The 21,278-nt window shown below is 37.5% G+C and carries 24 protein-coding genes; 5 read left to right on the top strand and 19 right to left on the bottom strand.

Going from position 1 to position 21,278, the window contains the following annotated elements:
* Window positions 1–18 precede the first annotated feature (18 nt).
* The 9 genes from U9R83_RS10395 to U9R83_RS10355 form a co-directional block, all read right to left on the bottom strand.
* The gene (locus U9R83_RS10395; protein ID WP_226701210.1) at window positions 19–1,083 is read right to left on the bottom strand and encodes a sulfate ABC transporter substrate-binding protein; all 1,065 of its coding nucleotides are present in this window, start codon (window positions 1,081–1,083) and stop codon (window positions 19–21) included.
* A gap of 252 nt (window positions 1,084–1,335) precedes the next feature.
* Window positions 1,336–1,488, bottom strand: coding sequence for a Fur-regulated basic protein FbpA (locus U9R83_RS10390; protein ID WP_013056825.1), 153 nt, complete (start codon window positions 1,486–1,488; stop codon window positions 1,336–1,338).
* 343 nt (window positions 1,489–1,831) lie between these two features.
* Window positions 1,832–1,996, bottom strand: a complete 165-nt coding sequence (locus tag U9R83_RS10385; RefSeq protein ID WP_013056824.1) for a YezD family protein — start codon at window positions 1,994–1,996, stop codon at window positions 1,832–1,834.
* Between the two features lie 362 nt (window positions 1,997–2,358).
* A complete protein-coding gene (locus U9R83_RS10380) occupies window positions 2,359–3,738 on the bottom strand; it encodes a sensor histidine kinase (protein ID WP_014460334.1) in 1,380 nt (459 codons plus the stop codon).
* A 1-nt stretch (window position 3,739) separates the two neighbouring features.
* Window positions 3,740–4,414 (bottom strand): response regulator transcription factor, encoded by a 675-nt coding sequence (locus tag U9R83_RS10375; protein ID WP_014460335.1) that lies wholly within the window; start codon window positions 4,412–4,414, stop codon window positions 3,740–3,742.
* Window positions 4,415–4,558: 144 nt separating this feature from the next.
* On the bottom strand, window positions 4,559–5,446 hold the full coding sequence (galU, locus tag U9R83_RS10370) for a UTP--glucose-1-phosphate uridylyltransferase GalU (protein WP_115653738.1): 888 nt from the start codon (window positions 5,444–5,446) through the stop codon (window positions 4,559–4,561).
* On the bottom strand, window positions 5,443–5,847 hold the full coding sequence (locus U9R83_RS10365) for a GtrA family protein (RefSeq protein ID WP_014460337.1): 405 nt from the start codon (window positions 5,845–5,847) through the stop codon (window positions 5,443–5,445). Before U9R83_RS10365 ends, galU begins: the two co-directional genes overlap by 4 nt.
* Window positions 5,840–6,805 (bottom strand): glycosyltransferase family 2 protein, encoded by a 966-nt coding sequence (locus U9R83_RS10360; protein ID WP_042992145.1) that lies wholly within the window; start codon window positions 6,803–6,805, stop codon window positions 5,840–5,842. Before U9R83_RS10360 ends, U9R83_RS10365 begins: the two co-directional genes overlap by 8 nt.
* Before the next feature lie 13 nt (window positions 6,806–6,818).
* Window positions 6,819–9,101: an ArnT family glycosyltransferase gene (locus tag U9R83_RS10355; RefSeq protein WP_014460339.1), complete on the bottom strand. Its 2,283-nt coding sequence runs from the start codon at window positions 9,099–9,101 to the stop codon at window positions 6,819–6,821.
* A 241-nt stretch (window positions 9,102–9,342) separates the two neighbouring features.
* On the opposite strand from U9R83_RS10355, the gene U9R83_RS10350 reads away from it, so the two are divergent.
* Together U9R83_RS10350 and U9R83_RS10345 are read left to right on the top strand one after the other, a co-directional pair.
* Window positions 9,343–9,915: a GNAT family N-acetyltransferase gene (locus tag U9R83_RS10350; RefSeq protein WP_014460341.1), complete on the top strand. Its 573-nt coding sequence runs from the start codon at window positions 9,343–9,345 to the stop codon at window positions 9,913–9,915.
* 68 nt (window positions 9,916–9,983) lie between these two features.
* Window positions 9,984–10,475: a hypothetical protein gene (locus U9R83_RS10345; protein ID WP_208732384.1), complete on the top strand. Its 492-nt coding sequence runs from the start codon at window positions 9,984–9,986 to the stop codon at window positions 10,473–10,475.
* Between the two features lie 63 nt (window positions 10,476–10,538).
* Here U9R83_RS10345 and U9R83_RS10340 read toward each other — a convergent pair whose 3' ends face one another.
* The 3 genes from U9R83_RS10340 to U9R83_RS10330 all read right to left on the bottom strand — a co-directional run bounded on the left by U9R83_RS10340 (window position 10,539) and on the right by U9R83_RS10330 (window position 12,871).
* Window positions 10,539–11,411 (bottom strand): STAS domain-containing protein, encoded by an 873-nt coding sequence (locus U9R83_RS10340; protein ID WP_116738313.1) that lies wholly within the window; start codon window positions 11,409–11,411, stop codon window positions 10,539–10,541.
* Between the two features lie 393 nt (window positions 11,412–11,804).
* Window positions 11,805–12,437, bottom strand: a complete 633-nt coding sequence (locus U9R83_RS10335) for an LrgB family protein (protein ID WP_260506628.1) — start codon at window positions 12,435–12,437, stop codon at window positions 11,805–11,807.
* Window positions 12,438–12,466: 29 nt separating this feature from the next.
* On the bottom strand, window positions 12,467–12,871 hold the full coding sequence (locus tag U9R83_RS10330; protein ID WP_033578834.1) for a CidA/LrgA family holin-like protein: 405 nt from the start codon (window positions 12,869–12,871) through the stop codon (window positions 12,467–12,469).
* A 190-nt stretch (window positions 12,872–13,061) separates the two neighbouring features.
* Here U9R83_RS10330 and U9R83_RS10325 point away from each other — a divergent pair, with 190 nt between their 5' ends.
* Window positions 13,062–13,493, top strand: a complete 432-nt coding sequence (locus tag U9R83_RS10325; protein WP_182420741.1) for a MarR family winged helix-turn-helix transcriptional regulator — start codon at window positions 13,062–13,064, stop codon at window positions 13,491–13,493.
* A 99-nt stretch (window positions 13,494–13,592) separates the two neighbouring features.
* Window positions 13,593–13,880 carry a phospholipase gene (locus tag U9R83_RS10320; RefSeq protein ID WP_306430524.1) on the top strand — a complete coding sequence of 96 codons (288 nt, stop codon included), beginning with the start codon at window positions 13,593–13,595 and terminating at the stop codon, window positions 13,878–13,880.
* A 36-nt stretch (window positions 13,881–13,916) separates the two neighbouring features.
* Here U9R83_RS10320 and U9R83_RS10315 read toward each other — a convergent pair whose 3' ends face one another.
* The 4 genes from U9R83_RS10315 to U9R83_RS10300 all read right to left on the bottom strand — a co-directional run bounded on the left by U9R83_RS10315 (window position 13,917) and on the right by U9R83_RS10300 (window position 17,440).
* A complete protein-coding gene (locus tag U9R83_RS10315) occupies window positions 13,917–14,396 on the bottom strand; it encodes a GNAT family N-acetyltransferase (RefSeq protein ID WP_014460347.1) in 480 nt (159 codons plus the stop codon).
* A gap of 139 nt (window positions 14,397–14,535) precedes the next feature.
* Window positions 14,536–15,447: a manganese catalase family protein gene (locus tag U9R83_RS10310; RefSeq protein ID WP_014460348.1), complete on the bottom strand. Its 912-nt coding sequence runs from the start codon at window positions 15,445–15,447 to the stop codon at window positions 14,536–14,538.
* A gap of 181 nt (window positions 15,448–15,628) precedes the next feature.
* Window positions 15,629–15,865: a YuzF family protein gene (locus tag U9R83_RS10305; protein WP_047751084.1), complete on the bottom strand. Its 237-nt coding sequence runs from the start codon at window positions 15,863–15,865 to the stop codon at window positions 15,629–15,631.
* A gap of 150 nt (window positions 15,866–16,015) precedes the next feature.
* Entirely contained in the window at window positions 16,016–17,440 is a 1,425-nt protein-coding gene (locus U9R83_RS10300) for a phospholipase D-like domain-containing protein (RefSeq protein WP_014460350.1), read from the bottom strand.
* Window positions 17,441–17,612: 172 nt separating this feature from the next.
* On the opposite strand from U9R83_RS10300, the gene U9R83_RS10295 reads away from it, so the two are divergent.
* Window positions 17,613–17,879, top strand: coding sequence for a hypothetical protein (locus tag U9R83_RS10295; RefSeq protein ID WP_014460351.1), 267 nt, complete (start codon window positions 17,613–17,615; stop codon window positions 17,877–17,879).
* A 2-nt stretch (window positions 17,880–17,881) separates the two neighbouring features.
* Here the strand turns inward: U9R83_RS10295 and U9R83_RS10290 are convergent, their stop codons facing one another.
* From U9R83_RS10290 to U9R83_RS10280, 3 genes are all read right to left on the bottom strand, one after another.
* Window positions 17,882–18,481 carry a DUF3298 and DUF4163 domain-containing protein gene (locus U9R83_RS10290; RefSeq protein WP_014460352.1) on the bottom strand — a complete coding sequence of 200 codons (600 nt, stop codon included), beginning with the start codon at window positions 18,479–18,481 and terminating at the stop codon, window positions 17,882–17,884.
* 110 nt (window positions 18,482–18,591) lie between these two features.
* Entirely contained in the window at window positions 18,592–19,446 is an 855-nt protein-coding gene (gene folD, locus U9R83_RS10285) for a bifunctional methylenetetrahydrofolate dehydrogenase/methenyltetrahydrofolate cyclohydrolase FolD (protein WP_028408722.1), read from the bottom strand.
* A gap of 248 nt (window positions 19,447–19,694) precedes the next feature.
* Window positions 19,695–21,095 carry a tannase/feruloyl esterase family alpha/beta hydrolase gene (locus tag U9R83_RS10280; protein ID WP_014460355.1) on the bottom strand — a complete coding sequence of 467 codons (1,401 nt, stop codon included), beginning with the start codon at window positions 21,093–21,095 and terminating at the stop codon, window positions 19,695–19,697.
* Between the last annotated feature and the right edge of the window lie 183 nt (window positions 21,096–21,278).

The following is a 21,278-nucleotide window of genomic DNA, read 5'->3' as shown; positions in this document are numbered from 1 at the left end:
TTTTTTTAATGAATCATATTATTTTGGCTGATAAATCTGATCGAATGTTCCCCCATCATTAAAATGCGTTTCTTGAGCTTTTTTCCATCCACCAAAATCCTTAATGGTGACTAGGTTAAGAGAAGGAAATTGATCTTTGTGTTTCTCTAATACTTTTTCATTTCGAGGGCGATAGTAGTTTTCTGCTGCGATTTCCTGACCTTTTTCTGTATATAGGTATTTTAAGTATGCTTTTGCGACCTTTGTCGTGCCTTTCTTTTCAGCTACTTTATCTACTATAGCAACAGGCGGCTCCGCTAAAATACTTAATGACGGTGTTACAATTTCAAATTTATCTTTCCCTAGCTCATTTAACGATAAGTAAGCTTCATTTTCCCATGCAATTAACACGTCTCCAATGCCTCGCTCTACAAAGGTAGTTGTAGCTCCGCGTGCACCTGAGTCTAACACTTCGACATTTCCATAAAGCTTACTCATGAAGTCTTCAATCTTTTTGTTATCGCCGTTATATTTATCCTTCGCGTATGCCCAAGCCGCTAAATAATTCCAGCGTGCGCCTCCAGAAGTTTTTGGATTTGGCGTAATAACAGAGGTACCTTTTTTTGTTAAATCACCCCAATCTTTAATTCCTTTTGGATTTCCTTTACGAACTAAAAAAACAATCGTTGAAGTGTATGGTGTAGAATTATGAGCCAATTCTTTTTCCCAGTCTTTGTTTAATAATTGGCGAGTTTGAGCGATTTCATCAATATCGTAAGCAAGCGCCAGCGTTACTACATCCGCTTCTAAACCGTCAATAACTGCTCGGCCTTGCTTACCAGAGCCACCGTGTGATTGCTGTATCGTGACGTCTTGCCCTGTTTTATCTTTCCAATAAGACGCAAAGCTCTTATTGAACTCCTGATAAAGCTCACGTGTAGGATCATAGGAAACGTTTAAAAGTTCTACCGGTTTTTTTGAATCGTTTTTACTCGCAGAACTATCTTTCCCTGCTGTTTCAGTAGATTTTCCATTGCCGCAACCTGCTAGCACCACGAGCAGTGCTGTCAGCACCATTAAAAACTGAACCGCTTTTTTCTTCATGTTTTACTCCCCTTTTTATAAAAAAATACAAAAAGGCCGCTATCTCTTTGAAAAGAGAAGCAGCCTTCAGTTAGTCTGATCAGCGTATATGCTCTTAAATTATTCTTATTAAATTTATTAGTAAGAATAAAAAGAAAATACTTTCTGAAAAGACAATTTATTCTTGTTTTTATAATAAACACACTTCACCTATTAGTCAACTAGGTTTTTAGTCTTTTTTACACTTATTTTAGTTCTTTTTGCGTATTTTCCTTACTTACTGCGTGCCTGATACTCTTTTTCTAAGTCAGAGAGTGTGAGTTCAAAAAGATGATGATTTTCTTTTTTATAAATCCCTTTTTTCAGTAACTCTTCAATAAGGTATTGTTTTCTTTGCCGCACCGCTGCTCGTAATAAATTTTCCATCTTTTCTCCTCCTATTATATTAATTTAAGAATAAAAAAAGACTCCTAACACAGGTCAGAAGCCTTCGGTAATCCGATCAGCACAGGAATGAAACTGTCAGATCTTCATCATTTTAAAAAGTATAAAGCTGCTTTAGCAGCTTTACACTTCTCATCGTCATACTCATACAACCTATAACTCAATTTTAATTCGAAAAATTCTAAATCTTTGACCGGAAAGAAAGTCAATTCTTCTTCGAATACGCACGTTTTCTATATTTAGTACAGTACTTGCTTGCCCCGCCGTCAAGCCTTCGCTATCTAGGCCGGCCCTTCAGTTTCTCTAAATACGTATTTAAATAGGCTTATTTGTGGCTTGCTACTTTGCTTTTAGCTAAAAAACGGTTTTTTTCCGTGCTGTCTACTTGAGTAATTTGTCCGTCGTGAAGAGTAATTAGTACAGATCCATAGTTGATTTCAGTTAGTAATTTAACAATATAATCTAATTTTTCTTGTGTAATTGAAGCCATTTTATCATTCTCCTATTCATAGATAAATTTATATTTTAGTTGCAGTTGAATAAACAAGGCGAACAACATCTATAAGTACTTGTATAATGTGCAGAAGATAAATACATGGTAATCCTCCCCATATGTTCAGTTGAAGATTGAGATTTTAATGACCACAACCAATGTACAGAAAAGGCCCACACTAGTAGCGAACAAGTATGAGCCTTCGGTTGACCGATCAGCTTCTTTAGCATCCCAATTTTTTCAAAAGATTTATACTATCTATATTATTTACACTTTACCTATATGTCAAGTAGGGATTAAAAAAATAAATAGATATTATTAAATTTTTTTATATCTATAAAAAACTCATCTGTATGAATTTACACAGATGAGTCTTTTTTATTCCTATTTTTTTGGATAGGTAATGTTACAGTAAAGGTGCTTCCTTGATCACTTTTGCTTTCTACATGTATGGATCCCTCATGCAGTCGAACAATTTTTTTGGTAATAGCTAGACCAAGCCCGCTTCCTTTTAACGTTCTGGATTTATCTACTTTATAAAAGCTTTCAAAAATATATTTTTGATCTTCTTCGGCAATACCAATTCCATTATCTTTTACTTTCACTTCTATTTTTTCGTCTTTTAGAGAAATGGATATTGTCACAAATCCATGTTCAGGCGTATATTTAATAGCATTTGTTACTAAATTTAGCCAAACTTGCTCTAACAAATCTTTATCTGCTTCTATTTGAACATTGGATAAATCAAGGTCAATTTCTATGTTCTTTTTTATCCACTGAGGTTCTAAAGCCATGACCACATGCCTGATTTGTTCATCTAACCGGTATTGCTGCAGCATTAGCGTTTGATGTTCAGAGTCAAGAGAAGCAAGCTTTAGCAAATTGGAACTAAGCTGAGAAAGTCTTGTACTTTCTTTTTCAATAATCGTTAAATATTGTATCTTTTTATCTTCACTGACGATATCGTCTTTAAGTGCCGCTGAAAAACCGCGAATAGAGGTCAGCGGTGATTGAATTTCATGCGAAACGCTAGCAATGAACTCTTGCCTCATGGTTTCTATTTTGTTTAATTCTTTAGTCATTTGATTAAAGTTTTTAGTTAACAGGCCGATTTCATCATTCGCTGCGTGCTCGACTTGCACATTGTATTCGCCTTGTCCGACAACTTTTATCGCCGTACTGAGACGCTTAATCGGTTTAATAATAATCGTTGAAACATATGCAAATAATACAATACCTACTAATAAAATCGTAATAAGCTGGATATTTTGAACATCTTGAATAACTGAAAACTGCCGCTGTGGATGAGACTGAATAAATAGAGCATACGACCGTCCATTTTCTTGAAAAGGAAGACCCACTACGTTTGGCTGTGGACGATCACCTTTTTCCTCATTTAAATTAGAATAATGCTTCCCGTCTAATACTTGATCTACTTCTTTCGATGTAATTGGAATAGGCGGCCCTGGCTGTCCTAATACCTTTTCTTTATGCTGATCATCAATAATAATAAACGAAAAATGAATGAATGATGAATTAGATAAAAACCTTGCAGCTTTGTCGGAGTCTTCTGCTCCGTACAAATCGATAAAATCTTCTCCCATCTTCACCATATCCTGACCTAATCGCATTTCGAGCTTCTGCTTGCTAAGAAATGTCGTGACGACAACGGTAATCACAACGCTCAATAAAATCGTAATGATGAATGACAGAACCAGCTTTACATAAATTGATTTCACGTTAACACCCTTCTGCTCTATAGCCTAGTCCGCGAATTGTTTTGATTTCCATACCGACGTTTTTCATATGATTAAGCCTCTCTCGCAGACGTTTTATGTGAACGTCTACCGTGCGCTCATCGCCTTCATAATCATATCCCCAAATTAATTGAATAAGCTGATCACGAGTAAAAATCTTTCCTGGAGAACTAACTAACGTGAACAGTAATTCAAACTCTTTTAGCGGAAGCTGTTCGCTTGTTTCTCCTGCACTCATCTCTAATTTGGTACGGTCTAATTTTATATTTCCCATATAGATTATATTGTTGGCTTCTACTCGGTACCTGCGTAAAAGCGCCTTTACACGAGCAACCATTTCCTGAGGATCAAAAGGCTTGACGACATAGTCGTCTGTTCCGATATCAAATCCTTTTAGTTTATCATGCGATTCGCCTCTAGCTGTTACCATCAAAACCGGTATATCAAAATACTCCTTAATTTCCTTTGTTAGTTCCCATCCGTCTTTAAATGGCATCATGATATCAACGACCGCTAGATCAATTCGAAACTCTTCCATTTTCGCCCACGCTTCTTCACCATCTGCTGCTTTTATAATTTTAAATCCTTGATTTTCCAAATATAATGATATCAGCTCTCGAATATGTTGATCATCATCTGCAACTAATATTTGAATCATACATGTCTCTCCCTATCCCTAAGTTTGTCCAGCTTTTACGCACAGTAAGCTCTCTGTTTATAGTAAACAGAGAGCCACATAAGATCATACAATGATTTTATACTTCAAATATGAACTGAATATGAACAAACTGATTAACTCTTATTAGCTGAAGTTGTTTGCTCGTTCTTTTTCTACAATTCCTTCCAAATACGATAAAAACGTTTGACGTAAATCTTTACGCTTTAACGCCACTTCTACCATTGCTTTCATATAGCCTACCTTATCTCCAATGTCAAAGCGTTTCCCTTCCAGTTCAAGAGCAAACAGCCTCTCTTTTTCACATACTACACGCAGTGCATCTGTTAATTGTAATTCATTTCCTACCCCTCTTTCAATCGTTTTTAGATAAGAAAAAATAGAAGGGTTTAAAATGTAGCGGCCCATAACGGCAATAGTTGACGGAGCTTGTTCTATCGATGGTTTTTCAACCAAGTCATTCACTTCATGAAGGCTGCCGGATTTATTTTTTGGCTGAATGATGCCGTATTTCGATACCTCTTCAACATCCACTTTTTGAACTCCGATAACTGATTGATTAGTCGTTTCATACGCTTGGATCATCTGTTTAAGGGCAGGTTCTTCAGAAGTCATAATATCGTCTCCAAGAAGAACGGCAAACGGCTCATCTCCAATAAACTGCTCGGCGCAAAGAATAGCATGACCAAGTCCTAACGGCTCTTTTTGACGAATATAGTGAATGCTGGCCATTGATGAAATCGTTTGTACTTCTTTTAACATTTCGTACTTGTGCTTTTCTTCAAGCATTTGCTCTAATTCAATTGATTTATCAAAATGGTCTTCAATTGATTTTTTATTTCGGCCTGTAATAAAAATAATACTTTCAATACCTGATTTCACAGCTTCTTCTACAATATATTGTACAGCAGGCTTATCAACAATTGGCAGCATTTCTTTCGGCTGTGCTTTTGTCGCCGGTAAAAATCGAGTTCCTAAACCGCCTACTGGAATAACTGCTTTTTTTATCGTCATATATGAATCCCTCTTTCTTTTTTAGTAGTAAATACAAATAATTTAGTACCAATAAAATTGATACCGACACTTACGATTGTGATCAAAAGTTTACTGATTAATAGCGGTATACCCCATTCATTATATAGAACAGTCAACAGAAAAGATGTTAGGGATAAAGTGATTAAATTCACGACCACGAATGAAATCACTTCACGCTTACTGCTTTTTTCTTTTTTCTTAAACGTCCACTTACGATTCATGACATAACTGTTTAAAATCCCCGCGCTGTATGAAATCCACTGCGCTAGTATGTAGTTAACACCGATTGTTGTTAAAAGTGCGTATACTACAAAATCAATCAGTGTATTCACAACTCCTACTATCGCAAATTTAATCAAAGGTAGCCATTTGTTAGTCACGGAGAGATACTTCCTTGCGTGTTTCAAACTGATATTTTTCACGGACGATATAAAGCGGACGATTTTTTGTTTCATCGTAGATGCGTCCAATATATTCTCCGATCATACCAAGAATGATTAAAATGATGCCGCTAAAGAATAGCTGAATGACAATTAATGACGACCATCCTGTGATGGTGCTTTCTGTAAACAACTTCAAATACAGTACTACTAAAAGATAAATAAAACCAATACCAGATAGCGTTACACCAGCATAGCTAGCTAGCTTTAATGGTTTATATGAAAAGGATGTAATACCATCCATTGAAAGCTTCAACATCTTTTTCAAAGGATATTTGGACTCCCCAGCCAAACGCTCGTCTCGCTCATATTCTACTGCTATTTGCTTAAAGCCCACCCAGCTTACTAATCCGCGAACAAAGCGATTTTTTTCTTGAATGCTATTCATTTGATTGCATACTTTACGATCCAGCAAACGAAAATCCCCAGTATCGAGCGGAATATCAATATCGGTCATCGCACGTAAGAAACGATAAAACATAGCAGCCGTTTGTTTTTTAAAATATGTTTCTCCTTTTCGCTTTGTACGCTTAGCGTATACAACGTCAAACCCTTGCTCCCATTTTTCAATCATCTCTAAAATCAATTCGGGCGGGTCTTGCAAATCAGCATCAATCACAACAACCGCTTCTCCTCTTGCATAATCCATACCAGCTGTAATAGCAATTTGATGACCAAAGTTACGGGCAAAATCTAATAAAACAACCGCTGGGTCTTGCTCACTGTACTCTTTAATGATTTCTGCTGTTCGGTCTCTACTGCCGTCGTTCACGAAAAGAAGCTCGTAAGCTTCTTTCGTTGAACGCATCACTTCTGTTAGACGGCGGTAGGTTTCATGAATCACTTCTTCTTCGTTGTAGACAGGAACAACAATAGAATATTTAATAATTGAACTCATGTTCATGCCCTCCTTATTTAAGCGTTATTTCGTATAATGTTCCGTTTCCAGATGGCCCTTGCTGAGCACTTGATGAAGTAGACTGCCATTTGGAAGAAGGAATCTCCTTACTATTTTCTTTAATCCACGTGATAACGTCAGATTGACCTCCCTTGCCCATTCCAGACAAGTAGAAATATTTCACTTCACCTTTTTTAATCATGGCTTTTAATTTACTCACCGTTAAAATTGGGTCTGAACCGCTAAATCCTCCCATTGCCATGACTGGCTTGCCCGTTTTGATAATGTAAGGCGCAGCTGAAGTTGAATCCGTTGTGGCAAATAAATATTTTTCGCCTGTATTATTTTTTGTTAAATAGTTTAGTAACTTTTTGTTCACTTCTGCGTTCATCCCTCCACTTTTTCGTTTTGAAGATGATAACTTGCTTGAAGAGCTACTTGGCATTTGCATTTGACCATTATTATTGGACGAGCCTCCTGGCATTTGACCGCTACTTGACGAACCATTTGGAGGCTGCATTTGACCATTATTGGACGAACCGCCCGGCATTTGCATTTGACCGCCGTTCGATGAACCGGTTGGCGGCTGCATTTGATTGTTTGAAGATGAATTGCTGCTAGAGCTTCCTGGAGGCTGCATGCCGTTAAAGCCAGACTGTTTGCTATTCGTTGCTGTGCTTGGAGGTCCTCCCATACCGCTTGAAGAATCAGGACCTGCTGCTGGAAGCATGCTATTTCCACCATAAATAATTGGTGTCATCGCCCAGTACGCCGGCATTGCAAGCAAGACAACCATTGCTGCTACTCCTAAATAATTCGTTACAGAATTTTTACGCTCTTTACGAACAGCTAAAACAAGAGCTAAAATGACGCCCAGTGCCCCTACACCTGCAATTGGCGCTACGCCGATTGAGCTGACATAAGGAGACATAATATATACTTGAAGCGCTGCTGTTGTTAAAATACCTCCCGGCAACAGCCATGATTTCCAACCATTACGCTGTTTGTACATACTCCATAAAGCTACTGCTCCCGCTCCTGCAAATGCTGCGATTGGAGGTGCCAGCATAATTAAATAATACTGATGAAAAAATCCTGCGATACTAAAGAAAACAGCTACTGGCAGCAGCCACGCTAACCAAAATAAACTTTCTTTTTGTTTTGTTGTGTAAGGTCCTTTAAATTTCACTCCTGCAAATAGACCTACGATTGAGAAGATTACAAATGGCAATAACCAGCTGATTTGATCTGATAATCCTTTTTGGAACAGTCGGAATGGACCAGGGTTCCCTGTGTTGAACATTCCGTTTTGATTTCCTCCACCTGGAGCCTGCATCTTTTTAGAAGAGCTGCTCTTGCTTTGATTTGAGCTTTGTGAAGATTCAGCATTTGAATTACTAGTTTGTTTTGTTTCACTGCTTGCTGTTTGCTGCTGAGCTTGAGCAGGCTGTTTATGACTGCTTCCCGTCACGCTTGTATTTCCAGTTAAACGATTGATACCGTTATATCCAAAAGCAAGCTCTAGAACTGAATTTGTTTGACTGCTTCCCATATAAGGCCGCTTATCAGCAGAAGTTGAATCTACTACAACTGCCCATGAGACAGAAACAGCAAGCATCAGTGCAGTTGCTGTTGTTAAAAAAGCAATTTTCTTTTTCCACGTAATTTTGGTCGCCACTACATAGAAAACATAGAATGCTGGTAAAACCATGTATGCTTGAAGCATTTTCATGTTAAAGGCAACACCGATCATCGCAAAAGCCGCTAACACCCAGCCAAATTTAGCCGTACGCACAGCACGAAACAACATCCACGTTGCTACTAATAATGTAAACACAAGCATACTATCAATATTATTTGTTCGGCTTACCGCCGGCACAATTGGCGTCAGAGCCATGGCAAGAGCAGCAAACCTCCCAGCCCATACCCCAAACGTACGTTTTACGAGTACGTATAGTAAAAGAACTGAACCGATGCCCGCTAAGGCTTGCGGTAAAATCACGCTCCACCCGTGAAATCCAAATATTTTGGCGCTAATTGTCTGAATCCAAAACACAACCGGCGGCTTATCAATCGTTACATAGCCTCCTGGATCAAAAGATGCGTAAAAGAAATTATGAAAACTTTGAAGCATACTTTTGACAGCTGCCGTGTAATAAGCGTTGGCGTATTCATCTGTCCAAATTTTAAATAAGTTCAAAAACGCTGCAATTAAAACAATTGGAACTAAAAATAAGTCTATTCTTTTTTTGTTTGAAGTCCGTTCTTCTTTCACTTCACTGTTCATGTGTTTCATTTCACTCCTTCGTAATTTCTGGCTTTAGTCTAACAAGCTTATGTGAACTGATTATGAACAGTAAAAATAATGTTTTTATTTTTTAAAAAGCTATTTGACCTCTTACGCTCAGCAATGAAATATTTTACAATTAAAGAATCAAGTACATGAAATGAAAAGCATTCTTCTTGGATGCTGCAGCTTCTATGAAACATTCTTATCAACACTTCATCCACTTCTTGCCGAGAAAGGAGACAACTTTATGATTCAAGTAAAAGATATATACGGAAATTTACCCACACTAGAAACAGAAAGACTCCGCTTGCGGAAAGTTACCAAAAAAGATGTGCGTGACATGTTTGAATATGCCTCAAATGAAAAGGTAAGCAGATATGTAAATTGGGAAAAGCACCGAAAGCTTCAAGATACAAAAGAGTTTGTTTCCTTTGTTTTAAAGCAGTACAGCAACCAATCTATTTCTCCTTGGGCTATGGAAATCAAAGCCTTGAAAAAATGTATTGGCACCATTGACTTTGTCACTTGGAACCCTACTCATCGCATCGCGGAAATTGGCTATGCGATTTCTGAAGCATATTGGAATAAGGGATTCGTTACGGAAGCAGCTGAAAAAGTAATTGCGTTTGGATTTGAAGAAATGGATTTGGTCCGCATTCAGGCGAGGTGCTTTGTTGAGAATGCCGCATCTGAGAAAGTGATGAAAAAAATCGGTATGTCTTATGAAGGAACGATTCGAAAAGCCATGTTTATTAAGGGAGCTCACCAAGACTTAAAGTTATATTCAATCTTGCGAGAAGAATATACGCGCAACGCGTAGAAAATGTATAAAATACTTTCCATAACATAGGCTAACTTCAACACTAACTCTTCCTTTTGAGGTGAACAATGTTGGAGCAAGCAATTCAGCATTTAGACTTATCTGCACATGGTTTGTGGTTTCCGATTACCGTTAGTTTATGTTTATTTATTCTTGCCTTTGTTTTATTTAAACGACAGCTAACTTGGCGAGATTTTTATATCACGTTTAGCGCAGTTGGATTTGTCGGATGGCTTTGTGATGTTATCATTACGCGTGTTTTTAACGTAATTGATTTGGGAGATCCAAAAGTTACAGGACTTGGAGATATTGTAAGCTATACGTTTATTCCACCTTCCCTTTCCATTTTATTTTTGACTTACTTAACAGCTAAAAATAAATGGGTTTTAGCCCTTCTCTTTTGCGCTGGTTCACTACTCATAGAATACGGAATGATTAAAAGTGGCTATATGCATTTAAACGGCTGGTTTTTTATCTATTCAATCGTGGTATACTTCCTCGTTTATGCTTTTGTGCTGCCATGGCATATGGCATTTATTAAGCAAAAAAGCGGATGTTAATTAACATCCGCTTTTTTACTATGCGCTTACTTTCTATCTGCTGAAATCCACATTTATGGCCAGTCATTTTATGCGCCGTGATGACACATGCGCGCGGCTATGTTCTTCAGGGCGTATAAACCCAATTTTTAAGAGCGCCGCTTCTAAATTTGCTTCTGTTTTAATTTGATTAAAATCAATTCCTAGTTTCACTACCGTTTGGGCAATTTCAGGTCGTATCCCCGTTATAATAGCTTCCACTCCCACCAATTTAAGAGATCGATGAATTTTAAAAAGATTGTCTGCTACCATTGTATCAATAATCACGACACCTGAAATATCCAAAATAAGATAAGATAATTGAAGGCTTGTCCCTTTTTTTAAGCAGGTTTCCATAATAACCTGCGAGCGGTGGGTATCAATTTCTCCAATAATGGGCATAATAGCAATCCCTTTTGTAACGGGTACGAGCGGAACTGAAAGTTCTTCTAGTGACGTATAAGCTAAATTCATCATATATCGATTATGCTCGTCATAAATTTGACCAAAAACACATGTTACCGTATCTAAAAGTGGATCAATTCGTTCACTGACATGCAGCATGGTAATTGCAGCAAACTGGTGCTCCTCTAGTTCTCTTGTAAATACATCCCAAATAACGCTGCGATAGATTGGAAGGATACCTAGTGCTTTTTCTAAAGGAATATTTTTTTCCACTGCATATTTTCCCGTTTCTAGTGCCCATTCTTTAACAAGTTTAAGTAAAGTCTCTTGTTCTTCAAATAGAGATCTTCCAAAGTATTCCATAATTAACACTCGCCACTTCAGAATTTTCTTTTCTTTCAATTCCTCTAGACTTAGCGTATGTGTAGCATCTAAACGTTCGGCTAATTTTTCTGACAAGCTATATTTATGTTCAAGAATCTTTTTTCCTATATACACGAGCTCCTCTTTCATAAAATACGTTCAGCTCCTCTTTTCTGCTATTTTTACTGCGTATATAACTTTGACTAAGCCTACTTACCCACCCGACAATTGACTAGCCTTCCTAAAAATAACAAAAAAGCGGTTATTTTATGAATTTTCTTTCTTTTTATTATAGTATCAGAGTAAGAGCCGCACAACTTAAAATTTGCTTCGGAAAAAATTTATGCTTTTATATAAAAAGCGAGATGGGGACATAACGAAATCAACAGTTAGAAGTCAGTACATACATTAAATCTACGTTTACGATGATCATAAAAAAACACGAACTATCCATCACCTTTCAATAGATAGTTCGCGTTCAACTTTAACTAACATACTTTTGTCTCAGCCTCGTTTTTTATATTGACTTTCTTTTGTCTCACCTTACACTTGGAATAGCCAGACGACAATCGGTCCAAAAACCGATCCTAATACAGCGCTTAACGTCATCGATACTGAACTCATCGATACTGTTAGTTCACCGTATTCAAATGCTTTAGAAGTTCCTAGGGCATGAGAAGCACTGCCTAGTGCAATGCCTTTTCCTAAAGAACTTTTGATGCGAATCCACTTTAAAAGTAAAGGTCCAAGGATTACCCCTGAAAAGCCTGCAATCATAACAAATACCACGGTCATCGATGGAACGCCCCCTAGTCCTGTGGCAATTTGAATCGCTACCGGGGTAGTAATAGATTTAGGAATAATGGATAAAATCAGGCTTCGATCAATGCCAAATACTTCAGCAAACACAAGTCCGCTGATCATGCCTGCGAATAACCCTACAAATACCCCTCCAATAATAGGAACGCTGTATTTCACCAGCATCTCACGCTGTTTATAGAGTGGATACGCTAATGCAACAACCGCTGGTCCTAGAAGTGAATTAATCCATTTGCCTCCAATCATATACTCATCATAGGAAACATGAAAAGCAAGCAAAAGAAGAATAACGAATATGGTTGTAGTTAAAACAGGAATAAGAATCGGATAGGAGAACCGCACGTATACTTTTGCCATGACTAGATACAAAGCAACTGTAGCTACGATTATAAAGACCGCGATAAAGAATTCTTGCACTGTTGTTTCTCCTTTCGTTTGTTTGCTTTCTTTTCCAAAAGTTGGCTGGCAGTCCCTGCGGCGGCCATCGTAACAATCGTACTAAGCACAATAATTAAAAATAGAACCGCTCCGCTGCTTGAAAGAAGCGAAGGATAATTCATCACACCTGCCATAGCTGGTATGAATAATAGCGGTAAAAAAGATAACAAGAAACTTGCTCCGTCTTCAATTATTTTGATGGGAACAACTTTGCACGTTAAGCAAATGAGCATTAAAATTAAGCCTATAATACTGCCTGGAATAGGTAGATGAAGCATATGGTGAACAGCTTCTCCAATCATAGAAAAAGCATAAAGAATCGCAATTTGTAAAATGATTCGTATCACTTTCATTATAGGTCACTGTCCTATAAATAAAGAACAGCTGCCCTCCTCTCTTTATTTTGTCATGTTGTCTAACATTTAACTATATAAACACCTTTACTTTACCTACTTTTACTTGTACTATACAACTATATATACATTTGTATTATACAAGTATATATTTCTTTGTCAATGAATGATTTTGTAAGGGGCGATTATGATGCAAGAAAAGAATTCAATTGAATTGATTGAATATGAACTTACTACCTTTATTAGACGAGCGGTCTATCTTGATAATTCTGAAAATAAAATAGGAAACCTAGAAAGATCAGCTTATTTATTATTGCGACAATTAGATGAATTTGGACCAGCTCGTGTAAAAGAACTGGCAGAAGCGTTTAAACTAGACATTTCAACTCTTTCTAGACAAGCAGCTGCTCTAGAAAATAAAAAGCTTATTTCTCGCTCCTCTGATCCTTCAGATGGACGAGTCAGCCTATTTAACATCACAACACGCGGGAAACAAATGCTGCAAACTGATAAGCAAATGCGTCTTGAACGCTATCATAGTATGTTAAAAAAATGGTCAAGTGAAGAAAAGGAGCTGTTTGGCAAACTATTAATGCGAATGAATGACGCATTTATCGATTAAATAGAAATTCAGGAAAATTAGGCCGCTGCTGCAAGGTGTTTGTCTCTGTCCTTTTTTTTCTTATTGCATTTACTGTAAAGAGACTATTGAAAAGGATGTATGATTATGTCTGTTCCGAACAAAAGGAAAGCCACGCCCTGCCTTTTCCCAGGCTATAAATGGTGCGGCCCAGGATGCAGTGGTCCAGGATGCCCAGTAAATGATGTAGACTGCTGCTGTAAATACCATGATTTATGCTATGAAGATTACGGTTCATGCCGCTCATGTGATGAGCAATTTCTTAACTGTCTTTGCTCCAAAGCAAATCCGTACAGTTTAAAAGGAAGACAGGCATACGCTATGTATACCTATATGCGACTGAAATTAGCTTTAAAACAATATGACTAAGCATAAAAGAGGTGAATTTAAAAATTCACCTCTTTTTTATACTATTTTATCCGTATGAATCCAAAAGCGCTGAACAACAGCTCCGTTTTCTTCTATATAATCCTCGTCTTGTATACCACCGTTTGCCAAAATAGTTTGACGAGAAGCGGTGTTCCAATCATCGCACACTACTAATGCCCGTTGAACTCCTAGCTTTCTGATCTCTTGAAGAGATAACTTTAATAGAAGCTTTGCATACCCTTTTTTTCTTTCGCTTGGCCGAATACCATAACCTATATGCCCCCCGCTGTTTCGGAGCAATTCACTTAGTTCATGACGGATATTAACTACGCCTATCACTCTTTCTTTATACATTAGCCAATAGGTAGAATCCGATACATATCCTTTTTTTAATCCGATCCCTTTTTCGGCATTTATTAACTCTTGAATCATTCCTTCAAAGTGAGTAGGGTCTTTAGCAATTACCCACGGAATCATTTTTTCTCCGCTTTCTTTCCATTCATTATAAAAACTCATATAAGCATTTCGATAAGCTGCATCTGGTTTCACCAAAACGGGGGTTTCCACGTACCTTCCTCCTTTTTTATTTATTAAGTTTATACTACCTGTTGTCTCCAATAAGTAAAAGAGAATAGTGGAAAATTTTTCGCTGAATTTATTTTTTATAGTCTGAAATTCCTGCAGACTGCTGCAAACGACGGGCAATTTCTGCAAATTCATCCGGACCGATGCCAGGAGCAAACTCTTCTGGTATGTCATCTAAATCAGGAATGCTGCTTCCGTTAGGGGTTCCTTCGATGACTTCTAATAAACTGCCATCTTCGGGATGCGTACCTTTCCATATTTGAGCTATTTTTTTGTAATCGCCGTCGCTGAACGTATAAAGTCGACGATGAACTCCTTGATCTTCAAATTTCCTTGCTGTATCAAATGCCTTGTTGCTCAAATTAGGAATTGGAATAAGCTTTGTCATCTCCACGCCCGTTGCTATTTCGAGTGCTTTTGCGTAGGCAATAACATGGACTCCGCCTCGTACTAATAAATACCCAATCATTTCACGAGCTACGGGATTATCCGTCATTTCGTATACACGCATTTTATGTGTACGTGCTCCGCATTCTAAAAAGAAATTATGAAGTAAATCTAAGATTAAATTTCCGCTGTTAAACACGTTACTCCCTGTCCATGGTCTTCCCATCGAATCAAAAGGGTACGCTGTTTGAGCGGTTTCAATAAAATGAGAAGTATTTCGAAGGTTCTTCGCATTTTGTAGTGGTGCAATGTTTGGGTCCCCTGGAAATGTTGTTCCTTGCAGCATAAGATTGATTGTATTGGACACAAGTTCCACATGTCCAAATTCTTCTGCAGTAATACTTGCTACTAAATCATAAAACGGTCTTAGCTTTTTCTTGGAGCGAAAATTGAATGATTGATACATGTAATTATTCAGCGTTGACATTTCTCCAAACTTGCCGCCCAACAATTCTTGAACGGCAGCAGCCGCATTTGGATCTGGGTTTTTGGATTCAGGTAAATCGATGAGTAACTTATCTATTCGTTTGAACACAGCACATTCCCCCAACCTAGTATAATTAGATACTGACTTATTTCGATACATGTAAATAAAATTAAAACGTAAATCCGTCTATTTACTTGTATGTGTCCAAAAGGTTGTTTCATTCTCTCTATAAGAATTAAGTATGTTTTCCACATAAAAAAACAGCAGAGATAACTCTACTGTTCATTACCTATTCGGGCATAATCCACACAATTTGCTGAATTCGAACAAAAAAGGTAGAGCCTTTAGCTGCAATCACAACATGATCAATTTTCACATCTTTCACTCTGCCTCTTACACTTCCTCTTACCGTCTCAATCACGACATCCTTCCCTTGAACAGACTGCAGTGTAGCATATACATAAGGATCGACGTGTGTCACCATCGACGGCGTTTCATAGTTGCGTTCATCTTCTTCATAAGACATGAAATCGCTCCTTTCACTTTAAAGATTCGCTTTAATGTATGCTTTTAACATCGCCTCCTGAACCAAAACTTCTTTCTTCTTAGGATATAATAAAAAAACAGCCAATGAATGAATATTCATTGGCTGTTTTTTTATTATATCGTCACTCGTTTAAATAAATTCCTTAAAAAACCTCGTTACTTTTGCAAGTGTGTATAGGAAGGTTCGCTTTATAACAGGTTCTTCTTTCTTTTGAATCTCAGGAGATTTAATCCATCGCTTGTGATTGGCAATAAGAATACTTTTATCCATTTTGTTTTCCATCGCCTTTGTCAGCTCTTTTGCAAATTCTTGACTATCGATAATGACCATTGATTCGTTATTCAAAAACGTAGAACGGGAATCTAAATTGAAAGAGCCTACGGCGCTGAGTCTTTGATCATAAATCACAGATTTGGCATGGATGGAATAAGGTCCTTGGTATTCGTAAAGCTTTACACCTGTCTTCACAATCATATCACGCATACTGATATACCCGGAAAAAGCCAACACATTGGGCGTAGATGTAACTGAATTTGTGAGTAGCGTCCATTGAACGTCTGGCTTCTTTTTCATGGCTGTATACTTTCTCATCGCATTGGTGGGCACCACATAAGGACTTTGAATAAGAACAGAGCCGTTAGCTGCTTCTGCCAGGTTAATAAACGTTTTCCACATAAAAGGTCTTTTATTAAAGCGTTCAATTGGATTATGAATAAAAGAAACACGCTTTGTAGGAACGGTGGAATCATTCCAATTAATCTTAGGCGTCGCAAACGTTTCTCCTACTTGCTTAGCTTTATCATATTGCTGCAGCAGCAAAGCTTCCATTCTCTTTCCCTGATCGACCTGGTACTGTGTGAGATGATGAAAAGCTTTTTTAGTGTAAGGATGAGCCCATAATTCATTTATATAATTTTGCATTTGAGTGATGACGCTATCTTGTTTATGTTTGCTGTTTGTAATAAAGACATCACGATCATAGACGAAGTCTGGAGGAGGCTTTTTAGCCAAATATTTGTCCCCTATATTCCGTCCTCCTATTATGCCTAGCTGTCCGTCTACAACCATTATTTTGTCATGCATACGATTTTGCCACGCCCAAGGTTTAAACAATTGAAATGGTTCGTAATACTTCACTTCAATATTAGGATGTGAAGCTAATGCATAGAGCACGCCCCTTCGGTTTCCCCGTAAGCCGTTAGCTATCCCATCCAAAAGAACCCGAGTATGGACGCCTCGATCAGCTGCTTTAAAAAGAGCGGCCATAATTAAATCAGTTGACTCTCCTTTTCCTATTGAGTAATAAGCAATATCAATCGATTTCTCAGCTTCTTGAATCATTTGAATACGAACTCTTCCTGCCTCATAACCATCTTCAAGAAGTCTCACTCGATCCGTAGACTCACTGTGACCAAAAAAGCTAGCCGGTTTAATTGAGGTCGTTTCCTCACCTGTTTTTAAAGGTACATAAAAGAGAACCACCGCCGTTATAACCACATACAGAATATATAAAGATAAAATAATAAGTAATCCTTTGAATGCTATTTTTATCATCACAACTCCAGCTTTTTGTCTTTTTCTGTTATCGTTCACAAATAATGATCATTACATGCAAGAAACTGCTTCCTTGATTGCTTTGCGCTTTGTTCTTTTGACACATTTATTTTTTCTGATTCACTATTTGTATAGTATGCTAGTACATATCATAGAAAAAAGGATGATGGTGATGGAGGAATATTCTTTTCGTTTTCATATTACAGATTCTTACCCTTTGCAAAATGAAAACGATAAAATAGAAGCTGTTGTACGCACCAAAATCAAGCATGCGGAGCGAGGATGCTTGTATGAGGGGTATCTTCGTGTTCATATCACTAAAATCGGTGTATTTCCCGTGGCAAAAGATATTGCTGAAGCGATTAGCGTTCGTTCGCTTCGTCAGCAGTTAGCGGCCGAATTAAAAAGATACGTACGGCCGCACCGCAACTTTTTATAACTTTATCCAAACATTTGTCCAAGTGGACTTTCATCTGCAATAATATCTTGAATAGCATAGATAGAAATTGGAAAGTAAGGAATTCCATATGCGTAAGGAGCCAGGTCATACAGCTGATAAAATAGCACAAGTGATTTATCCGCGATATAAAAATCTTGATCTGGTTTAATTCCTTTATATTCTCCAAGAACCATAATATCGCGCTCTTTTATTTGCTCTCCTACTATTTTAGAAAGAACACTCACGTAATTACTGTCTTTTTTAAATAAATCTTTTAGTTGATACGTTTTTCCATTCAGCACGTTAAATGTTAACGGAACTACCACGGTCAATCCGTGCGCTCCCCCGGAATAAGCAAAATTGACAAGCATTAAGCTGAGCACATTTCGCTCGTTTGTTTTCAACTCATAATAACCCGTTTCTTCTGTATCCGGATTTTCTCCATATCCCTGCTGACGAATTAATTCATTCGTACGCTGCAAGATTTTACTGTTAATGCTGTGCTGAACAGCTTGATTAGTCAAATGAACAGCTGGATAGTAAACGTTTAACTTTTTCTTCACCATTAGTTGAGAATATACCGTTGCAGGTAACGTAACCATCGCTTCCTCCTCTTTCTATACAGATTGTTACATTCTATTCTTTTAGCTTTCATTCCATTACTGAAGCAAAAAAATCCCGTGCATATACGCACGGGATTTTTAACTTTCTATTATTTTACGTTGTTAATTGTTTTAGCAGCGTCTACCGTATTTTTTAATAGCATCGTGATGGTCATCGGACCAACGCCGCCTGGTACTGGTGTGATATAACCTGCAACTTCTAAAGCCGCTTCGTAATCAACATCACCAACGAGTTTACCATTTTCCATTGTGTTACCTACATCAATTACAATGGCACCCGGCTTAATATCATCTGCTTTGATAAGTCTAGGTTGTCCTACAGCTGACACAAGAATATCAGCTTGTTTTGTTAAAGCAGATAAATCTTTTGTGCGAGAGTGAGCAATTGTTACCGTTGCACTTTCTTGAAGTAACAGCATGGATACTGGTTTACCAACAATATTGCTTCGTCCAATTACTACCGCATGTTTACCTGAAATTTCTTCACCTGAACGTTTAATTAACTCAACGATACCGTGTGGTGTACATGGTAAATAGCACTCATCGCCAATGACCATATTCCCTACGCTTACTGGGTGGAAGCCATCTACATCTTTTTTAGGAGATACGGCATTTAATACTGCTTTTTCATCAATATGTTTTGGTAATGGAAGTTGAATAAGAATACCATGAACAGATGGATTTCCATTCAAGTGATGGATTTCGTTTAAAAGCTCTTCTTCAGTAATCGTTACGTCACGTTTGATAATTTCAGATGCAACACCGATTTCTTCACAAGCCTTTGCTTTTGCTTTTACATATGATTGGGAAGCAGGGTTTTCTCCTACTAAAATCACGGTTAAACCAGGAACGATACCTTTTGTTTTTAATTGAGCTACCTCTTCTTTTAATGCGGCGCGCAGTTCTTGCGCTACTTCTTTTCCTTTAATTACTTTCGCTGTCATGATGTTTTTTGCTCCTTTCAACTGTAGCCATTTAATAAATGTACGAATTATAGTTATTAATCTAACACAAAAGTTCGGTTTTGTTCAATGTTTTTATTATTTTTATTTTAAATAGATGAAAATAAATAACAAATAACGTATATTCCATTCTTATCGCACTATAATATTTTGCATTCACCAAAGCTGTTTTTATTCAAACGTTGCTTTTCCAAATTAAAAACCGCACCTTCGGCACGGTTTTCGACGATTTATTTTTCTGTTGATACGCTTTTCTTTGTAGTCAACGGCAGTACGTCTTCCTCTGTTTTTAGATCCTTTACATGCATTTCCTTGAGAGGCACACTTATTTTCTTATTTTTCGGAGGTTCTTCAAAATTCTCCACCCAATCACATAGTAGTTCAAATCCTTGATACACATAAGGCAGAAGAGGCTGAAGCTTTCGATCTGGATCAATTTGATGATTCCACACTAAGCTATCAATGTGGTTTCCATTTTCAATTACATAGTGACGATGAAGGTGCTGTTTACCAGAATCTTTTACTAGTTGTTCATAAGGATAGGCATGAATATCTGGAAAAATAAGAGCATCTAGCGACCCTGTAATGCTTATCAATGGAACGGAAATATCACCTGTATTTTCAATTTCACGGACGCGTTGCTTTACATCTTGCGGTCTTTCTCGATAATCATACTTTTCAAAAATAGAGTCTAACGAGCGATCTCTCACTCCGTTTTCAAAAAGCGTCAAGTATTTTTGCCACGGAATGCTTCCAGGTGCCTGACTGTCAAACTCATCTCTATATATATTAAGCGTTAAAAACCAATAATACTGGTCATGATATGGCCATAGAAACTCAGATCCTTTTGGCAATCCTGCTTGATACAACCGATGCAAAGCTTCTTTTTGCGATTCACCTACTGTATACAGTGCTTCTTGGGCATGATTTACAACAGGTGTTAGGGAAGTAATTAAATTATCGTGATCAGCTCGCCACATAACCCCTTCCCATTCAACGCCTCCATTAAAAAGCTGCGGCTCTCCATGTTTCCCGTCGTTTTCTAAAGCGTAGCGAACAACGTAACCACCATTAGAAATACCCAACGCATATGTTTTTATATCAAAATATTCTGTCACTTCTTTCTGAAGTTTATGACGATAATTTTCAAATAAAAATTTCTGCGCGATTTTTGTCACTTCGCGATATTGAATATGCCATTTTTTAATGGAGTCTTCTTCTTTGACTAACGCATTCTTTGCTTTAGCAAATGGATCATCTCTTACTTCTTCTCCCTGAGTTCCTTTATCAGAAGCAGCAAACGCAAATCCTTTTGCCAACACATAGTCGCTGAATAGTAAATCCGTTGATTTCTCATCTCGGGTAGCTGGGACTCCTGACATAACTAACTTTCCATTCCAATCATCAGGAATTCGAATGAGAAATTTACCACCGTCAGCTTCACCTTCTACTTGAACGCCCGTTATTTCTTCAGGCTGATACATGTAATACCATCCATTTTTTTCTTCTTTTGTTCCCCAATAGATAGGAGCTAGCCCGATGTTTCCATAAGCAGTGGCTGCTTGAAATTGAAGAGGATTTTTAGTCGTTAACCAGTTTCCATACTTACCGTCAAACGTTATGATATTCAAGTGATAACCTCCATTCACATTTGCTTTTGAAGATAATCTGTGGGGACTGTACACGCATCATTTTAGTTAAATATTACCATCAACCTTTTAAAAAGTACATCAAAACGCCTTTCTTACAGAAACAAAATAGACATTTATCACAACTGAGCCCATAGCACCGTATAATATTGAAATTTATTCAAA

The sequence above is a fragment of the Priestia sp. LL-8 genome (assembly GCF_036227845.1).
In the GTDB taxonomy this organism is placed as follows: domain Bacteria; phylum Bacillota; class Bacilli; order Bacillales; family Bacillaceae_H; genus Priestia; species Priestia zanthoxyli.
The sequence above is the reverse complement of the archived record's forward strand: the minus strand, read 5'-3'. Positions and strand labels throughout refer to the sequence as shown.

Bases quoted from the DNA above. Each gene is read 5' to 3' on its own strand.
- U9R83_RS10395 (WP_226701210.1), bottom strand. From the start codon at position 1,083: ATGAAGAAAAAAGCGGTTCAGTTTTTAATGGTGCTGACAGCACTGCTC.
- U9R83_RS10390 (WP_013056825.1), bottom strand. From the start codon at position 1,488: ATGGAAAATTTATTACGAGCAGCGGTGCGGCAAAGAAAACAATACCTT.
- U9R83_RS10385 (WP_013056824.1), bottom strand. From the start codon at position 1,996: ATGGCTTCAATTACACAAGAAAAATTAGATTATATTGTTAAATTACTA.
- U9R83_RS10375 (WP_014460335.1), bottom strand. From the start codon at position 4,414: ATGATTCAAATATTAGTTGCAGATGATGATCAACATATTCGAGAGCTG.
- galU (WP_115653738.1), bottom strand. From the start codon at position 5,446: ATGACGATAAAAAAAGCAGTTATTCCAGTAGGCGGTTTAGGAACTCGA.
- U9R83_RS10360 (WP_042992145.1), bottom strand. From the start codon at position 6,805: ATGAGTTCAATTATTAAATATTCTATTGTTGTTCCTGTCTACAACGAA.
- U9R83_RS10355 (WP_014460339.1), bottom strand. From the start codon at position 9,101: ATGAAACACATGAACAGTGAAGTGAAAGAAGAACGGACTTCAAACAAA.
- U9R83_RS10350 (WP_014460341.1), top strand. From the start codon at position 9,343: ATGATTCAAGTAAAAGATATATACGGAAATTTACCCACACTAGAAACA.
- U9R83_RS10345 (WP_208732384.1), top strand. From the start codon at position 9,984: ATGTTGGAGCAAGCAATTCAGCATTTAGACTTATCTGCACATGGTTTG.
- U9R83_RS10340 (WP_116738313.1), bottom strand. From the start codon at position 11,411: ATGAAAGAGGAGCTCGTGTATATAGGAAAAAAGATTCTTGAACATAAA.
- U9R83_RS10335 (WP_260506628.1), bottom strand. From the start codon at position 12,437: ATGGCAAAAGTATACGTGCGGTTCTCCTATCCGATTCTTATTCCTGTT.
- U9R83_RS10330 (WP_033578834.1), bottom strand. From the start codon at position 12,871: ATGAAAGTGATACGAATCATTTTACAAATTGCGATTCTTTATGCTTTT.
- U9R83_RS10325 (WP_182420741.1), top strand. From the start codon at position 13,062: ATGCAAGAAAAGAATTCAATTGAATTGATTGAATATGAACTTACTACC.
- U9R83_RS10320 (WP_306430524.1), top strand. From the start codon at position 13,593: ATGATTATGTCTGTTCCGAACAAAAGGAAAGCCACGCCCTGCCTTTTC.
- U9R83_RS10315 (WP_014460347.1), bottom strand. From the start codon at position 14,396: ATGAGTTTTTATAATGAATGGAAAGAAAGCGGAGAAAAAATGATTCCG.
- U9R83_RS10305 (WP_047751084.1), bottom strand. From the start codon at position 15,865: ATGTCTTATGAAGAAGATGAACGCAACTATGAAACGCCGTCGATGGTG.
- U9R83_RS10300 (WP_014460350.1), bottom strand. From the start codon at position 17,440: ATGATAAAAATAGCATTCAAAGGATTACTTATTATTTTATCTTTATAT.
- U9R83_RS10295 (WP_014460351.1), top strand. From the start codon at position 17,613: ATGGAGGAATATTCTTTTCGTTTTCATATTACAGATTCTTACCCTTTG.
- U9R83_RS10290 (WP_014460352.1), bottom strand. From the start codon at position 18,481: ATGGTTACGTTACCTGCAACGGTATATTCTCAACTAATGGTGAAGAAA.
- folD (WP_028408722.1), bottom strand. From the start codon at position 19,446: ATGACAGCGAAAGTAATTAAAGGAAAAGAAGTAGCGCAAGAACTGCGC.